The following is a 12,329-nucleotide window of genomic DNA, read 5'->3' on the forward strand; positions in this document are numbered from 1 at the left end:
ATCAGGAACCGCCATTTCTGAAGGTAATTCCGTTCAATCGTCCGATCGAAGCTATTGTCGCGCATCGAACCCTCCCTGCTGGGCTGGATTCGATCACCGAATTAATGAACTTGCACAATTGCGAGCGGAGCGAAGCAATCCAGAAATGCATCCGCGGTGGCGAACTCCGGATTGCTTCGTCGCGGAGCCTGTCATCGGGCCGGCCGAAGGCCGGACCCGGTGGCGACTCGCAATGTCGAAAGACGCGACAGCGCGCCCGGACGAACCGGGCGCGCTGCGTTTGAACGTCAACTGAGCGGCATTACTCGGAGTACTTGAACTCCGGCATCTTCTTCAGATCGTCCTTGGTTGCGTTGAACACTGCGTGGTCCGGGTACCACTTCGACGAAGACGACGACGAAGCCGGCGCCGTGCTGGTGGTCGGGGCAGCGCCCGTTGTCGTGGTCGAGGCCGGGCTGCCTGGCGGCTTGGTGTTGGTGGCCGTGCCGCTGTAGGAGACCGGCTCGGTCGAGAACTTCACCTTGTCGAATGGCACCGCGACGAGGTGCTCGCCCATGCCGAGGAAGCCGCCGACGCCGAGCACGACGAGCTTGATGTTGCCGCTCTTGTCCATCAACAGATCGTTGATCGAGCCGACGCTCTCGTTGGCGTCATTGTAGACCTTCAAGCCCACCACTTTCGACGCGCGCCAGTCGCCTGAGGGCGACGTCGTTGCCGTGGTCGTGGCCGCCGCGTTCGATGCCTTGTCGGTGGTGGTCGTCGGATTCTGAGCAAACGCGACAGTTACAAGCAGCGCGGAACCGGCAAGACCGGCCGCGATCGATTTCATCAACATGGTGTCCTCTCCTTGATCGAAAACTTGTGCGGAGAGAACCGCGCATGTTGGCCGGCAGTTCCAAACCTGCGGCAATTTCGTCACGCGTTTCGCGCGCGTTGCATCGCGAAGCAAGTTCCCGAACGAGAAGATTTTGAATCGAACGCGCGAGGCACGCACAGTTCCCCGCCGACTCGTCATGCGTCCTGGGCGACGCGTGAGAGACGACGGGGACTGCGCCGACCTGGCGTCGCGGTCAGGTCTTGTAGTCGATGAGCAGCGCGGAGATCTGCGAGCTGTTCGACGAGCTGTTCGTATTTCCGGAAGCGCCGTAGGACGACGACGTCGACGAAATCGATTGCTGCAGCGCCTGGAGGAATTGCTGGAGGATCTCGGCGGTGGTCGTGCTGTCGCTCGAGGTGCTGCTGGTCGAGTCCGTCGAGGAGCTGGATGAGGTGGACGAGCCGTCGTCCGATGGCGGTGGGCCGGGCGGCGGTCCGCCCGGACCACCTGGACCGCCGGCGCCGCCCGGGCCATTTGCGAAGGCGGACTGGAACACGCCCTTCAGCTCGGTAGCCTGGTCGGAGGTCAGCGTGCCGTTCGAGACCTCATTGGCGATGAGGTCGTCGATCTTCGACTTCATGTCCTCGGGGCTGGATGCGGTGCCGCTGGACGAATCGCTCGAGCGGCTCTGCTGGATCGCCGAATCGATGTCGGTGAGCGCTGTCGACAACGCGGATTGATCCGACGAGGAAATCGTGCCGGCCGAGACCTCCGACTGCAACTCCTGCTGCAGCCGCTGCAGCGGCGACTGGTAGGTGCCGGCGGAGGCCGCCGAGATCGAAGTCATGATGGCTCCGTGGGTTTGCGGGGTTTCTTAACTGACGGCGTCACGGTATGTTTAACGGCGTTAACGGGACCTTGCCGTTACCCCTTCGGGTCGTTTCCGGACGTTTCAGAAGGAGCCTATGGAAACATCCGGAAACAAAAAAATTCGCCGCTCCCACCGAATCTCCGACAAACAGAACACATGGCTATTCCGTCGCCCAATATCCTGGTCGTCGAGGACGACCGCGAAACCCGGACGTTGATTGCGAAATACCTGCGCAACAACGCCTGCAACGTCACTGCCGTCAGCGACGGCCGCGAGATGACGCGCGCGATGGCCGACCATCGCGTCGACCTGATCATCCTCGACGTCATGCTGCCCGGCGAGGACGGCTTGAGCCTCTGTCGCAAGGTGCGTTCGGAGGCGCAGACGCCGATCATCATGCTGACCGCGCGCGGCGAGGACGTCGACCGCATCGTCGGGCTCGAGATGGGCGCGGACGACTATTTGCCGAAACCGTTCAATCCGCGCGAGCTCCTCGCGCGCATCAACGCGGTGCTGCGCCGGCAGGCTGCGGCTCAGGCCGCCAGCTCGATCGAAGGCGCAAGCGCGCTGGCGTTCGAGGGCTGGCGCATCGACCTGCGCCTGCGCGAGCTGCGCAACCCTGACGGCGCGCGCGTCGCAATGACCAGCGCGGAGTTCGACCTGCTGCGGACCTTCTGCGAGCGGCCCGGCCGCGTGCTGTCCCGCGACAGCCTGCTGGACCTCACCCAGGGCCGTGCCACCGGTTCGTTCGAGCGCTCCATCGACGTGCTGGTCAGCCGCATCCGCCGCAAGATCGAACCCAACCCGCAGGATCCCACCATCATCAAGACGGTGCGCTCGGGCGGCTATCTGTTCACGCCGAGGACGGAAGCGGTTGCGGCGTCCCTGAACAGCTGACCCGAAGCGGCCCGTGATGAATCTGTTCGGGTTCTTTCATCTCAGGAGCATCGGTGGACAGATCGCCGCCCTCGTCGTGGCGTCGATCATCGCTCTTCATATCATCCTCACCGCCAGCTTCCTGATTAGCCGGCCGGATCGCGCCGAGATGCCGCCGGACAGCTCGCATCAACTGGCCAATGCCGCGGTGCTGCTCGGCAGTGCCGGCGCGAGCGAGCGGCCGCGGTTGATCGCCGATATCGCCCGCGCGTTTCCCACACTCGACATCGTCGAGCTTGCGCCAGGCACGGCCACTGCAATCGAGGACACCGAAGGCCAGCACCTGCACGGTATGCGCCGACACCTCGGTCACGGCTACAAGGTGATTGCGCTATCCCCCGACGGCGGCGAGCATCGGGTCGGCGTCCAGTTGCCCGACGGCACGATGATCGCCGGTCGCGTCGAGCCGGTGCAGTGGCCGCCGCGATTCTGGGGCGGCCCCTGGATGATGACGCTCCTGTTCGTGCTGATCAGCGTCACCATGCTTGGTCTGTGGGCCGCACATGCGCTGGCCCGCCCGCTGTCATCCTTTGCGCGCGCAGCCGAAGGCTTCAGCCTCGACGGCACTGCCGAGCCGCTGCCCGAGCGCGGGCCTGAAGAGATCCGCTCGGTCGCGCGTGCGCTCAACCGCATGCAGGAGCGGATCGCCGGGCTGATGGCCGACCGCACCAAGATGCTGGCGGCGATCAGCCATGATCTTCGCACGCCGATCACGCGGCTGCGCCTGCGCGCCGAGTTCATCGAGGACGAAACGCATCGCAAGCGCATGCTGATCGACCTCGACCAGATGCGCGCGATGCTGGAATCGGTGCTCTCGCTGCTCCGCAACGACCGCAGGATGGAGGCGGTGACGCTGGTCGACATCGCAAGCACGCTGCAACTGATCGCCGACCAGTTCGCCGACATGGGCCACACCGTTCATTACGACGGCCCCGCGCAGGCGACCGCCGCGGCCCGGCCTGACGATCTGCATCGCGGCATCACGAATCTCGTCGAGAACGCCGTGCGCTTCGGCGCGGAGGTGACGATCCGCCTCAGCGTCTCCGGCACCAAGCTGACCATCGACGTCGAAGACGACGGTCCAGGCATTTCCGACGAGCGCAAGCAGGCGATGCTGGAGCCGTTCGTGCGCGGCGACGATGCGCGCAACATGGACGACACCACCGGCTTCGGGCTCGGCCTCTCCATCGCGCGCGCGATCGCGATCGCCCATGGCGGCGAGCTGTCGCTGCATGATCGCCAGCCGAACGGCCTGATCGTTCGCATGCAGCTGCCGATCTGGCAGCCGAACAGCCTGGCAGCGTGACGTTCCCGCTTCATCTCTCCCCAGCGGGGAGGGGCATAAGGAGATCGTGCGCGCGGCCTCAGGCGGCGAGCGCGTGCTCGGGAGCCGGTTCGTCGTAGATCGCGATCGCCTCGAAGCGATAGCCGCAGGCGCGGCATTTCCAGAGATAGGAAACCCGGCCACTGCCCGGCTCGATCCAGTCGGGATGCGCAATCGGCGTGCCGCATTGCGCGCAGGGGTTCTGGCTGGGAATTTCGCCGATGTCCGCGTGAGTCAGGTCTGATTGCATCAAATCTGATCTGGTCATGGCACGTCTCCCGATACGTTTTTTGGTTTGATTTTTTTTAGCCGATCTTGGGCGGGTGCGCGAATGGGCAGGTCCGCTGTCGCGTGCGGCCTTCAGCCTGCTGCACCTCACCTCACGCGATCCTAACGCATGTTTAAGTCGTAAAGACGACGGCACGACCAAAATCTTTCACGGCGGCGTTTCGCCACATCATCGCCGTGTTCCACAGGCCTAACGCACGGATACAGGTCAATCAGACCGAGAGATATTCGATGAAAGCTTTAGTCGCTGCTGCCGCAATTGCGGCCGGATTGTCATTTCCGCACGCTGCAATCGCGGGCGAAGCGGAATATGCCGAGATGGTTGCGGCGCATGCCCGCGCGAACGGCGTTCCGGAAGCGCTGGTGCATCGCGTCATCATGCGTGAAAGCCGCTATCAGCCGCATCTGATCGGCCACGGCGGCACGATCGGGCTGATGCAGATCAAGCTCGCGACCGCCCGCGGGGTCGGCTACAGCGGGGATGCCGCGGGCCTGCGCGATCCCGAGACCAACCTCACCTATGCCGTGAAATATCTGGCCGGCGCCTACCGCGCCGCCAACGGCGATTACGGCCGAGCCATTCGTTATTATGCAGGCGGCTATTACTACGCCGCAAAGCAGCAACGGATGCAGATGGCCGAGCAGGCCGATGCCTTCGGCAACGCCTGGCTTGAGCCGAACGGCAATCCGCAGCCGGCGTTCGCCCCGCGCAAACACCTGGCGCGAAACGTCGCCAACGCGCGGGCGCAGGTTCCCCACTAGCCACCGTCATTCCGGGGCGATGCGGCAGCATCGAGCCCGGAATCTCGAGATTCCGGGCTCAGTCCTGCGGACCGCCCCGCAATGACGATGCGGATGAGGCGCGATCCCGCGTTGACACACAGCGTCACTGGCATACATTAGCGCCGTTCCGAGGGGTGCTCCGAGGAGGAGCTGAGATACCGCTAAATGGGCAGGCCGCCCAAGACTGGCCCGCTCAAGACCGCGGTGACCCTTTGAACCTGATCCGGGTCATGCCGGCGAAGGGACAGGGATGTACCAGACGACCAAACGGCCGGATTCACCGGTTTCCATCATCGGCGCAGGCATCGCAGGGGCCTGGCAGGCGCTGCTGTTCGCGCAGGCCGGCCACGCCGTCACCCTGCACGAGCGCAGTGACGTAGGCATGACGGAAGCCACCAGCCACTGGGCCGGCGGCATGCTCGCGCCCTATTGCGAGGCGGAGGTCGCCGAGCCCGTCATCAGCCGGCTGGGCCTGCGCTCCCTCGATATCTGGCGGCGCGAATTGCCGGATACCCCGTTCAACGGCTCGCTGGTCGTGGCGCTCCCGCGCGAGCGCAACGATTTCGAGCGTTTTGCGAGGATGACGGAGGGCCATCAGCGGCTCGACGCCGCCGGCCTTGCCGCGCTCGAGCCGTCGCTCGAAGGGCGTTTCCGTGAGGCGCTGTTCTTCCCGACAGAGGGCCATGTCGAACCGCGCCGCGTGCTGCCGAAACTGCATGAGCGGATCCGCGCGGCCGGCGGCACCATCAAGTTTTCCAGCGACGTCAGCGCCAAGGATCTCACTGGGCTGGTGATCGACTGCCGCGGGCTCGTAGCCCGCGACGAGCAGCCCGGCTTGCGCGGCGTCAAGGGCGAGATGGTCCTGATCGAGACCAGCGAGGTGCAGCTTGCCCGCCCGGTACGGCTGATCCATCCGCGCTGGCCGCTCTACGTGATCCCGCGCGAGGCGGGCCTGTTCATGCTAGGTGCGACCTCGATCGAGGCGGAGGACACCGGCGTCAGTGTCCGCTCGGCGCTGGAGCTGCTCGGCGCGGCCTATGCGGTGCATCCGGCCTTTGGCGAAGCCCGCATCGTCGAATTCGGCTCCGGTCTTCGCCCCGCCTTCCCCGACAATCTGCCGCGCATCGGCGTTCGCGGCGACAGGATCGCGGTCAACGGGCTTTACCGCCACGGCTTCCTGCTCGCGCCGGCCCTCGCCGAGCTGACGCTCGCTTACGTCGAGCGCGGCCAGATCGACAATGAGGTGATGCAATGCGCGTGATCATCAACGGCGAGCAACGCGAGGTGAGCGCGGTGAACGTCGGCGCGCTGCTCACCGAGCTCGACTACGAGGGCACGCATTTCGCCATCGCACTCAATTATGACGTGGTGCCGAAAAGCCGCTGGGCCGAGACAAGCCTCAAGGCCGGCGACGAAATCGAGATCATCACGCCGCGGCAGGGAGGGTGAGGTGATGATGCACTCGCCCCACACTCCACTGTCATCGCCCGGCTTGACCGGGCGATCCAGTACGCCGCGGCTTCTCCGTATCACGGCACGGCCTCTGGAATACTGGATCCCCGCTTTCGCGGGGATGACAGCGATCATTAAGGAGACACCAACCACATGGTGACCTTCTACGGCAAATCCTTCGCCTCCCGCCTGCTGATCGGGAGCGCGCTCTATCCCTCGCCCGCCATCATGCAGGCGGCGATCCGCGCCTCCGGCTCGAACATCGTCACGGTGTCGCTGCGGCGCGAGGCCGCCGGCGGCAAGACGGGCGACACCTTCTGGAATCTGATCCGCGAGCTCGACGTCACCGTACTGCCGAACACCGCCGGCTGCCGCAGCGTGCGCGAGGCGGTGACCACCGCCAAGCTCGCGCGCGAATTGTTCGGCACCAATTGGATCAAGCTCGAAGTCATCGCCGACAACGACACGCTCCAACCCGACGTCGTTGGCCTCGTCGAGGCCGCCAGCATCCTGATCAAGGACGGTTTTGAGGTCTTTCCCTACTGCACCGAGGATCTCTCCGTCGCCAACCGCCTGGTCGACGCCGGCTGCAAGGTGGTGATGCCGTGGGCAGCTCCCATCGGCAGCGCGAAGGGCATCACCAATCGCGACGCGCTAAAACTGCTGCGGGAGCGGCTGCCCGACATCACGCTGGTGGTCGACGCCGGCATCGGCGCGCCGAGTCACGCGGCGCACGCACTCGAGCTCGGCTATGACGCCGTGCTGCTCAACACCGCGATCGCCAAAGCCGCCGATCCCGTCGCGATGGCCAACGCCTTCCGCCTCGGCGTCGAGGCCGGCCGCACCGCTTATGAAGCCGGGCTGATGAACGCCCGCGACTTCGCCTCCCCATCCACCCCTGTCGTTGGGACCCCGTTCTGGCATGCCGTATCCTGATCCCTTCTACGCGGTCGTCGACAGCCTCGCCTGGGTCGAGCGCCTGGCCAAGCTCGGCGTCGGCACGATCCAGCTCCGCGCCAAAAATCTCAACGACGCGGAAGCACTCCAGATCGTCACCGATGCGCTTGCGCTGACCGCAGGCACGCAAGCCAAGCTCGTGGTGAACGATTATTGGCGCGCGGCGATCGTCGCGGGCGCAAAGCACCTTCATCTCGGCCAGGAAGATCTGGTCGACGCCGATCTCAAAGCCATCCGCGATGCCGGCCTGACGCTCGGCATCTCCACCCATGACGACGCAGAGCTTGCGACGGCACTCGACGCGCAGCCCGACTACGTCGCGCTGGGCCCGATCTTCTTCACCACGCTGAAATCGATGCGCTTCGAGCCACAGGGCATTCCAAAGATCACGGAATGGAAGAAGCGCGTCGGCACCATCCCGCTGGTTGCCATCGGCGGTATCAAGTTCGAGCACGCCGCCGAGATTTTTGCGGCCGGCGCCGATTCCATCGCCGTCGTCAGCGACGTCACGCAGAACACCGATCCCGATGCGCGGGTACGGCAGTGGCTGGGCTTCGCGAAGGAGGCTGCGTGATACCCCATTTCCGAACCCTAGCACCACACACTCCGCCGTCATCGCCCGACTTGATCGGGCGATCCAGTACGCCGCGGCTTCTCCGTATCACGGCACGGCCTCTGGAATACTGGATCCCCGCTTTCGCGGGGATGACAGCGCTACTTGTCTCTCGCACAGCGATGCCAACGAATTAGTAAGGAGGATCCCATGAACATCCGCTCCAACCCCGAAAAAACCGTCCCCGCCGTCACCACCGGCCCGCTGCCCTCCTCGCGCAAGATCTTTGCTTCGCCTGAGGCCGCGCCGGATCTGCGCGTGCCGCTGCGCGAGATCATTCTCTCCGAAGGCGCGGGCGAACCGAACCTTCCGGTCTACGATACCTCCGGCCCCTACACCGATCCCTCGGTGACGATCGACGTCAACGCCGGCCTTGCCCGCGACCGCAAGGCCTGGGTGCTGGAGCGCGGCGGCGTCGAGGAATACGAGGGCCGCACGATCAAGCCGGAGGACAATGGCGGCGTCTCCACCGACAAGGCGGCGCGCGCCTTCTCGGCCTATCACAAGCCGCTGCGCGGCCTCGACGGCCACAAGATCACGCAGCTCGAATTCGCCCGCGCCGGCATCATCACCAAGGAGATGATCTACGTCGCCGCGCGTGAAAACCTCGGCCGCAAGCAGCAACTCGAGCGCGCTGAGCAGGCGCTCGCCGATGGTGAAAGCTTCGGCGCTGCGGTGCCGGCCTTCATCACCCCGGAGTTCGTCCGCTCCGAGATCGCGCGCGGCCGCGCCATCATTCCGAGCAACATCAATCACAGTGAGCTCGAGCCGATGATCATCGGCCGCAACTTCCTGACCAAGATCAACGCCAATATCGGCAACTCGGCGGTGACCTCGTCGGTCGAGGAGGAGGTCGAGAAGATGGTGTGGGCGATCCGCTGGGGTGCCGACACCGTGATGGACCTCTCGACGGGCCGCAACATCCACACCACGCGGGAATGGATCCTGCGCAACTCGCCGGTACCGATCGGCACCGTGCCGATCTATCAGGCGCTGGAGAAGTGCAGCGGCGATCCCGTCAAGCTGACCTGGGAGCTCTACAAGGACACGCTGATCGAGCAGTGCGAACAGGGCGTCGACTATTTCACCATCCACGCCGGCGTTCGCCTGCAATACATCCACCTCACCGCCAACCGCGTCACCGGAATCGTGTCGCGCGGCGGCTCGATCATGGCGAAGTGGTGCCTGGCGCATCACAAGGAGAGCTTCCTCTACACGCACTTCGACGAAATCTGCGACTTGATGCGCAAATATGACGTCTCCTTCTCGTTGGGCGATGGATTGCGTCCGGGCTCGATCGCCGACGCGAACGACCGCGCGCAGTTTGCCGAACTCGAAACGCTCGGCGAACTGACAAAAATCGCGTGGGACAAGGGCTGCCAGGTCATGATCGAAGGCCCCGGCCACGTGCCGATGCACAAGATCAAGATCAACATGGACAAGCAGCTCAAGGAGTGCGGCGAAGCGCCGTTCTACACGCTTGGGCCGCTGACCACCGACATCGCGCCGGGCTATGACCACATCACCTCAGGCATCGGCGCCGCCATGATCGGCTGGTTCGGCTGCGCCATGCTCTGCTACGTCACGCCGAAGGAGCATCTGGGTCTACCCGACCGCAACGACGTCAAGACCGGCGTCATCACCTACAAGATCGCCGCGCACGCCTCCGATCTCGCCAAGGGCCACCCGGCCGCCCAGCTCCGCGACGACGCGCTCTCGCGCGCCCGTTTCGAATTCCGCTGGACCGACCAGTTCAACCTCGGCCTCGATCCCGACACCGCAAAAAACTTCCACGACGAGACCCTGCCGAAGGAAGCCCACAAGGTCGCGCACTTTTGCTCGATGTGCGGCCCGAAGTTCTGCTCGATGAAGATCACGCAGGACGTGCGGGATTATGCGGCGACGCTGAACGATCCGAACAGCGTCGGCATGTCCGTCGCCGGCACCATCGAGGACGGCATGGCCAAGATGAGCGAGAAGTTCAAGGAGATGGGCTCGAGCGTGTATCTGGATGCGGAGAAGGTGAAGGAGAGCAACAGGGCATTGTGAGATTCGCTCTGCTCGTCATGCCCGGACTTGCCTCGGGCATCCATCGGAAGTGAAGAAGCCGGGCGAAAGCCCGGCTTCTGTTTGACGCCTACAGAGAAGCACCTAAGCGGCCGCGATCGCAACCTCAGTTCAACGACGCCAGTTCACGCGCGAGATTGTCGCGGGCGCGCCGATCATACGTCGCGGCAAAACCCGCATCGGGATAGATCACCGGCCGCGCTGCGAACCGCCGCAACACCCCGGCCCGGCCAGCGCGATAGTCGCTATCGCTGACATGGATGAACTCCTGCCGGATGGCCGCGGCATAGGCATCGTAGCGCGAAGGCTCCGCGCCCAGGATGCTGAGATCGATCGAGATCAGGATCGCGCCAAGGCGATCATCCGCCTTGACCTCGTGCGTTTTCGTCAAGCGGATCAGGCGGCCGACCTCGGGGCTGATATCGGCACGGACGTGCCGTTCGGCCAGCTCAGCGCTGAGTTCTTCGTTATCCGATCGGGTCGGATCGTAGACAACGTCGTGCCACCAGATTGCTTCCGTCAGGATCTCGCGTTCGGCCGCAGACAGACCGTCCGCCCGCGCGAGCGCTGCGAGGCAGTCCTCGATATGCGAGAGGTTGTGATAGTGGCGGCCAGGTGCCGCATAGGCAGCAGCCAATTCTTCGCGGGTCATCGGCAAGGTATAGGACGCGACGAGCAGAAATGGTAGCCGTTGGTCCGAGCAACCGGACGAACGGTTCGCCCACCGCATGCAAGCTCAGGGCTCTTCGATGTTCGACAGCGGTCTCCACCGCCTCCCCGACCAGCTCCGCGAGAGCCTCCGCCTCGTCTTCGTCGGCACTGCCGCCAGCACGCGCTCAGCAGCGGTCGGGCACTACTACGCCCATCCCGGCAACCGCTTCTGGCGCGCGATCCATGAGGCAGGCATCACGCCACGCCGCTATCAGCCGAGCGAGTTCGCGGCGCTGCTCGAGCTCGGGATCGGCTTCACTGATCTCTCCAAGACGGGCGCCGGGATGGATCACCAGATCGCGACGGAGTCGATCGACCTGCCCGGCTTCAGGGCCAAGATCGAGAGGTATCGTCCGAAGACGATTGCCTTCACCAGCAAGAAGGCTGCGAGCCTGTTTTATGGCAAGCCGTCAAGCGTGATTTCACTTGGGCGGCAGCAGCGCGGTGACTGCCCGGCGGAGGTGTTCGTGTTGCCGTCGCCATCGGGCGCTGCGTCCGGGCATTGGACGCTGGAGCCGTGGCGGGAGTTGGCGGAATCGATTGTCGGCTAGGTTGGATTAGGGATGGCGCCCCGAGCTCAGCCGTCGTCCTGGCTTTCGCCAGGACAACACCGTGAGTTTGGCAACGCTATCCTGCCAAACTACGAGGCCCGTAGAGTGGATCACCGCAGCGCCTACCCACCCAAAAAACGCGGCAGTCTGTCGGAAACGGCGAGTATCATTCGTCCTCTGCAAGCCGAGCCAGATCACCACGGAGCCCCCAGATGCTTCCCATCATCACCGCGTTTGAAAACTCGCCCGACCGCGGCCGGGGCCAGGCGCGCGACATGCGCGTTCGTTGGGCGCTCGAAGAGGTCGGTCAGCCCTACGACGTTCGCCTCGTCTCGTTCGAGACGATGAAGGCGCCGGCGCATCGTACGCTGCATCCGTTTGGACAGATTCCAACCTATGAGGACGGCGATCTCGCACTCTTCGAGTCGGGCGCGATCGTGCTCCACATCGCCGAGCGCCACGCCGGCCTGCTGCCGGATAATGCCAATGCGAGGGCGCGCGCAATCGCGTGGATGTTTGCCGCATTGAGTACGCTGGAGCCGCCGATCGTCGATCTCGGGATGGCCATGCTGTTCGAACGCGACAAGAGCTGGTACGCGGAGCGCCTGCCTGTCCTGAAGGATCGCGTCCGTGCCCGGCTCGGCGAGTTGTCCCTTCGCCTCGGCGATGCCGACTGGCTCGACGATGCCTTCAGCGCCGGGGATCTTCTGATGGTAACCGTGCTGCGCAGGTTGAGCACATCGGGCCTGCTGGAGGAATATCCTGCCCTCGCCGCCTATGTCGCCCGCGGCGAAGCACGGCCGGCTTTCCGGCGGGCTTTCGATGCCCAATTGGCGGTCTTCACCGCCGCGTCGCGTTCGTAAAGCGGGGTGGCACGGCGGCGGCGCGACGCGCAGTCCGCGCGGCTAACCCCACCCTACGAGAGTTGCGCCACACTCAACCGTTGCGTCCGCCGCAAC

The 12,329-nt window shown here is 64.6% G+C and carries 15 protein-coding genes and 1 riboswitch; of the genes, 11 read left to right on the forward strand and 4 right to left on the reverse strand.

The features are described from left to right. Window positions 1-284: hypothetical protein (locus tag ACV1FX_RS27250; RefSeq protein ID WP_473120656.1), on the forward strand; the 284-nt coding region annotated here is incomplete at its 5' end. A gap of 17 nt (window positions 285-301) precedes the next feature. Here the strand turns inward: ACV1FX_RS27250 and ACV1FX_RS27255 are convergent. After that, window positions 302-835, reverse strand: a complete 534-nt coding sequence (locus ACV1FX_RS27255) for a PRC-barrel domain-containing protein (RefSeq protein WP_473120657.1) — start codon at window positions 833-835, stop codon at window positions 302-304. A 235-nt stretch (window positions 836-1,070) separates the two neighbouring features. After that, on the reverse strand, window positions 1,071-1,664 hold the full coding sequence (locus ACV1FX_RS27260; RefSeq protein WP_473120658.1) for a hypothetical protein: 594 nt from the start codon (window positions 1,662-1,664) through the stop codon (window positions 1,071-1,073). A gap of 180 nt (window positions 1,665-1,844) precedes the next feature. Between ACV1FX_RS27260 and ACV1FX_RS27265 the strand changes: the two genes are divergently transcribed. Then, complete coding sequence (locus ACV1FX_RS27265; protein ID WP_473120659.1) at window positions 1,845-2,585, forward strand: response regulator; 741 nt, start codon at window positions 1,845-1,847, stop codon at window positions 2,583-2,585. 16 nt (window positions 2,586-2,601) lie between these two features. Further along, entirely contained in the window at window positions 2,602-3,930 is a 1,329-nt protein-coding gene (locus ACV1FX_RS27270; protein WP_473120760.1) for an ATP-binding protein, read from the forward strand. Window positions 3,931-3,988: 58 nt separating this feature from the next. Here the strand turns inward: ACV1FX_RS27270 and ACV1FX_RS27275 are convergent, their stop codons facing one another. Continuing rightward, window positions 3,989-4,216 (reverse strand): hypothetical protein, encoded by a 228-nt coding sequence (locus tag ACV1FX_RS27275; protein ID WP_473120660.1) that lies wholly within the window; start codon window positions 4,214-4,216, stop codon window positions 3,989-3,991. 251 nt (window positions 4,217-4,467) lie between these two features. Between ACV1FX_RS27275 and ACV1FX_RS27280 the strand changes: the two genes are divergently transcribed. The 6 genes from ACV1FX_RS27280 (at window position 4,468) to thiC (ending at window position 10,090) form a co-directional block, all read left to right on the forward strand. After that, window positions 4,468-4,998 (forward strand): transglycosylase SLT domain-containing protein, encoded by a 531-nt coding sequence (locus ACV1FX_RS27280; protein ID WP_473120661.1) that lies wholly within the window; start codon window positions 4,468-4,470, stop codon window positions 4,996-4,998. Window positions 4,999-5,139: 141 nt separating this feature from the next. Next, window positions 5,140-5,282, forward strand: a riboswitch (TPP riboswitch). Continuing rightward, the gene (locus tag ACV1FX_RS27285) at window positions 5,270-6,280 is read left to right on the forward strand and encodes an FAD-dependent oxidoreductase (RefSeq protein ID WP_473120662.1); all 1,011 of its coding nucleotides are present in this window, start codon (window positions 5,270-5,272) and stop codon (window positions 6,278-6,280) included. (Overlaps the previous riboswitch by 13 nt.) Continuing rightward, window positions 6,271-6,468, forward strand: a complete 198-nt coding sequence (gene thiS / locus ACV1FX_RS27290) for a sulfur carrier protein ThiS (protein WP_473120663.1) — start codon at window positions 6,271-6,273, stop codon at window positions 6,466-6,468. The genes ACV1FX_RS27285 and thiS overlap by 10 nt, the downstream gene beginning before the upstream one ends. 156 nt (window positions 6,469-6,624) lie before the next feature. After that, complete coding sequence (locus tag ACV1FX_RS27295) at window positions 6,625-7,407, forward strand: thiazole synthase (protein WP_473120664.1); 783 nt, start codon at window positions 6,625-6,627, stop codon at window positions 7,405-7,407. Next, window positions 7,394-8,002, forward strand: a complete 609-nt coding sequence (locus tag ACV1FX_RS27300; protein ID WP_473120665.1) for a thiamine phosphate synthase — start codon at window positions 7,394-7,396, stop codon at window positions 8,000-8,002. The genes ACV1FX_RS27295 and ACV1FX_RS27300 overlap by 14 nt, the downstream gene beginning before the upstream one ends. 189 nt (window positions 8,003-8,191) lie before the next feature. Continuing rightward, entirely contained in the window at window positions 8,192-10,090 is a 1,899-nt protein-coding gene (gene thiC / locus ACV1FX_RS27305) for a phosphomethylpyrimidine synthase ThiC (RefSeq protein ID WP_473120666.1), read from the forward strand. 124 nt (window positions 10,091-10,214) lie between these two features. On the opposite strand, the gene ACV1FX_RS27310 is transcribed toward thiC, so the two are convergent. Continuing rightward, on the reverse strand, window positions 10,215-10,760 hold the full coding sequence (locus tag ACV1FX_RS27310) for an HD domain-containing protein (RefSeq protein WP_473120761.1): 546 nt from the start codon (window positions 10,758-10,760) through the stop codon (window positions 10,215-10,217). Between the two features lie 97 nt (window positions 10,761-10,857). Between ACV1FX_RS27310 and ACV1FX_RS27315 the strand changes: the two genes are divergently transcribed. Together ACV1FX_RS27315 and ACV1FX_RS27320 are read left to right on the forward strand one after the other, a co-directional pair. Next, on the forward strand, window positions 10,858-11,370 hold the full coding sequence (locus tag ACV1FX_RS27315) for a mismatch-specific DNA-glycosylase (RefSeq protein WP_473120667.1): 513 nt from the start codon (window positions 10,858-10,860) through the stop codon (window positions 11,368-11,370). A gap of 212 nt (window positions 11,371-11,582) precedes the next feature. Beyond that, entirely contained in the window at window positions 11,583-12,233 is a 651-nt protein-coding gene (locus ACV1FX_RS27320) for a glutathione S-transferase family protein (protein WP_473120668.1), read from the forward strand. Window positions 12,234-12,329: the final 96 nt, after the last annotated feature.

The organism is Bradyrhizobium ingae, assembly GCF_055791185.1.

Bases quoted from the DNA above. Each gene is read 5' to 3' on its own strand.
- thiC (WP_473120666.1), top strand. From the start codon at position 8,192: ATGAACATCCGCTCCAACCCCGAAAAAACCGTCCCCGCCGTCACCACC.
- ACV1FX_RS27275 (WP_473120660.1), bottom strand. From the start codon at position 4,216: ATGACCAGATCAGATTTGATGCAATCAGACCTGACTCACGCGGACATC.
- ACV1FX_RS27310 (WP_473120761.1), bottom strand. From the start codon at position 10,760: ATGACCCGCGAAGAATTGGCTGCTGCCTATGCGGCACCTGGCCGCCAC.
- ACV1FX_RS27295 (WP_473120664.1), top strand. From the start codon at position 6,625: ATGGTGACCTTCTACGGCAAATCCTTCGCCTCCCGCCTGCTGATCGGG.
- ACV1FX_RS27265 (WP_473120659.1), top strand. From the start codon at position 1,845: ATGGCTATTCCGTCGCCCAATATCCTGGTCGTCGAGGACGACCGCGAA.
- ACV1FX_RS27255 (WP_473120657.1), bottom strand. From the start codon at position 835: ATGTTGATGAAATCGATCGCGGCCGGTCTTGCCGGTTCCGCGCTGCTT.
- ACV1FX_RS27270 (WP_473120760.1), top strand. From the start codon at position 2,602: ATGAATCTGTTCGGGTTCTTTCATCTCAGGAGCATCGGTGGACAGATC.
- ACV1FX_RS27300 (WP_473120665.1), top strand. From the start codon at position 7,394: ATGCCGTATCCTGATCCCTTCTACGCGGTCGTCGACAGCCTCGCCTGG.
- ACV1FX_RS27315 (WP_473120667.1), top strand. From the start codon at position 10,858: ATGTTCGACAGCGGTCTCCACCGCCTCCCCGACCAGCTCCGCGAGAGC.
- ACV1FX_RS27285 (WP_473120662.1), top strand. From the start codon at position 5,270: ATGTACCAGACGACCAAACGGCCGGATTCACCGGTTTCCATCATCGGC.
- thiS (WP_473120663.1), top strand. From the start codon at position 6,271: ATGCGCGTGATCATCAACGGCGAGCAACGCGAGGTGAGCGCGGTGAAC.
- ACV1FX_RS27260 (WP_473120658.1), bottom strand. From the start codon at position 1,664: ATGACTTCGATCTCGGCGGCCTCCGCCGGCACCTACCAGTCGCCGCTG.
- ACV1FX_RS27280 (WP_473120661.1), top strand. From the start codon at position 4,468: ATGAAAGCTTTAGTCGCTGCTGCCGCAATTGCGGCCGGATTGTCATTT.
- ACV1FX_RS27320 (WP_473120668.1), top strand. From the start codon at position 11,583: ATGCTTCCCATCATCACCGCGTTTGAAAACTCGCCCGACCGCGGCCGG.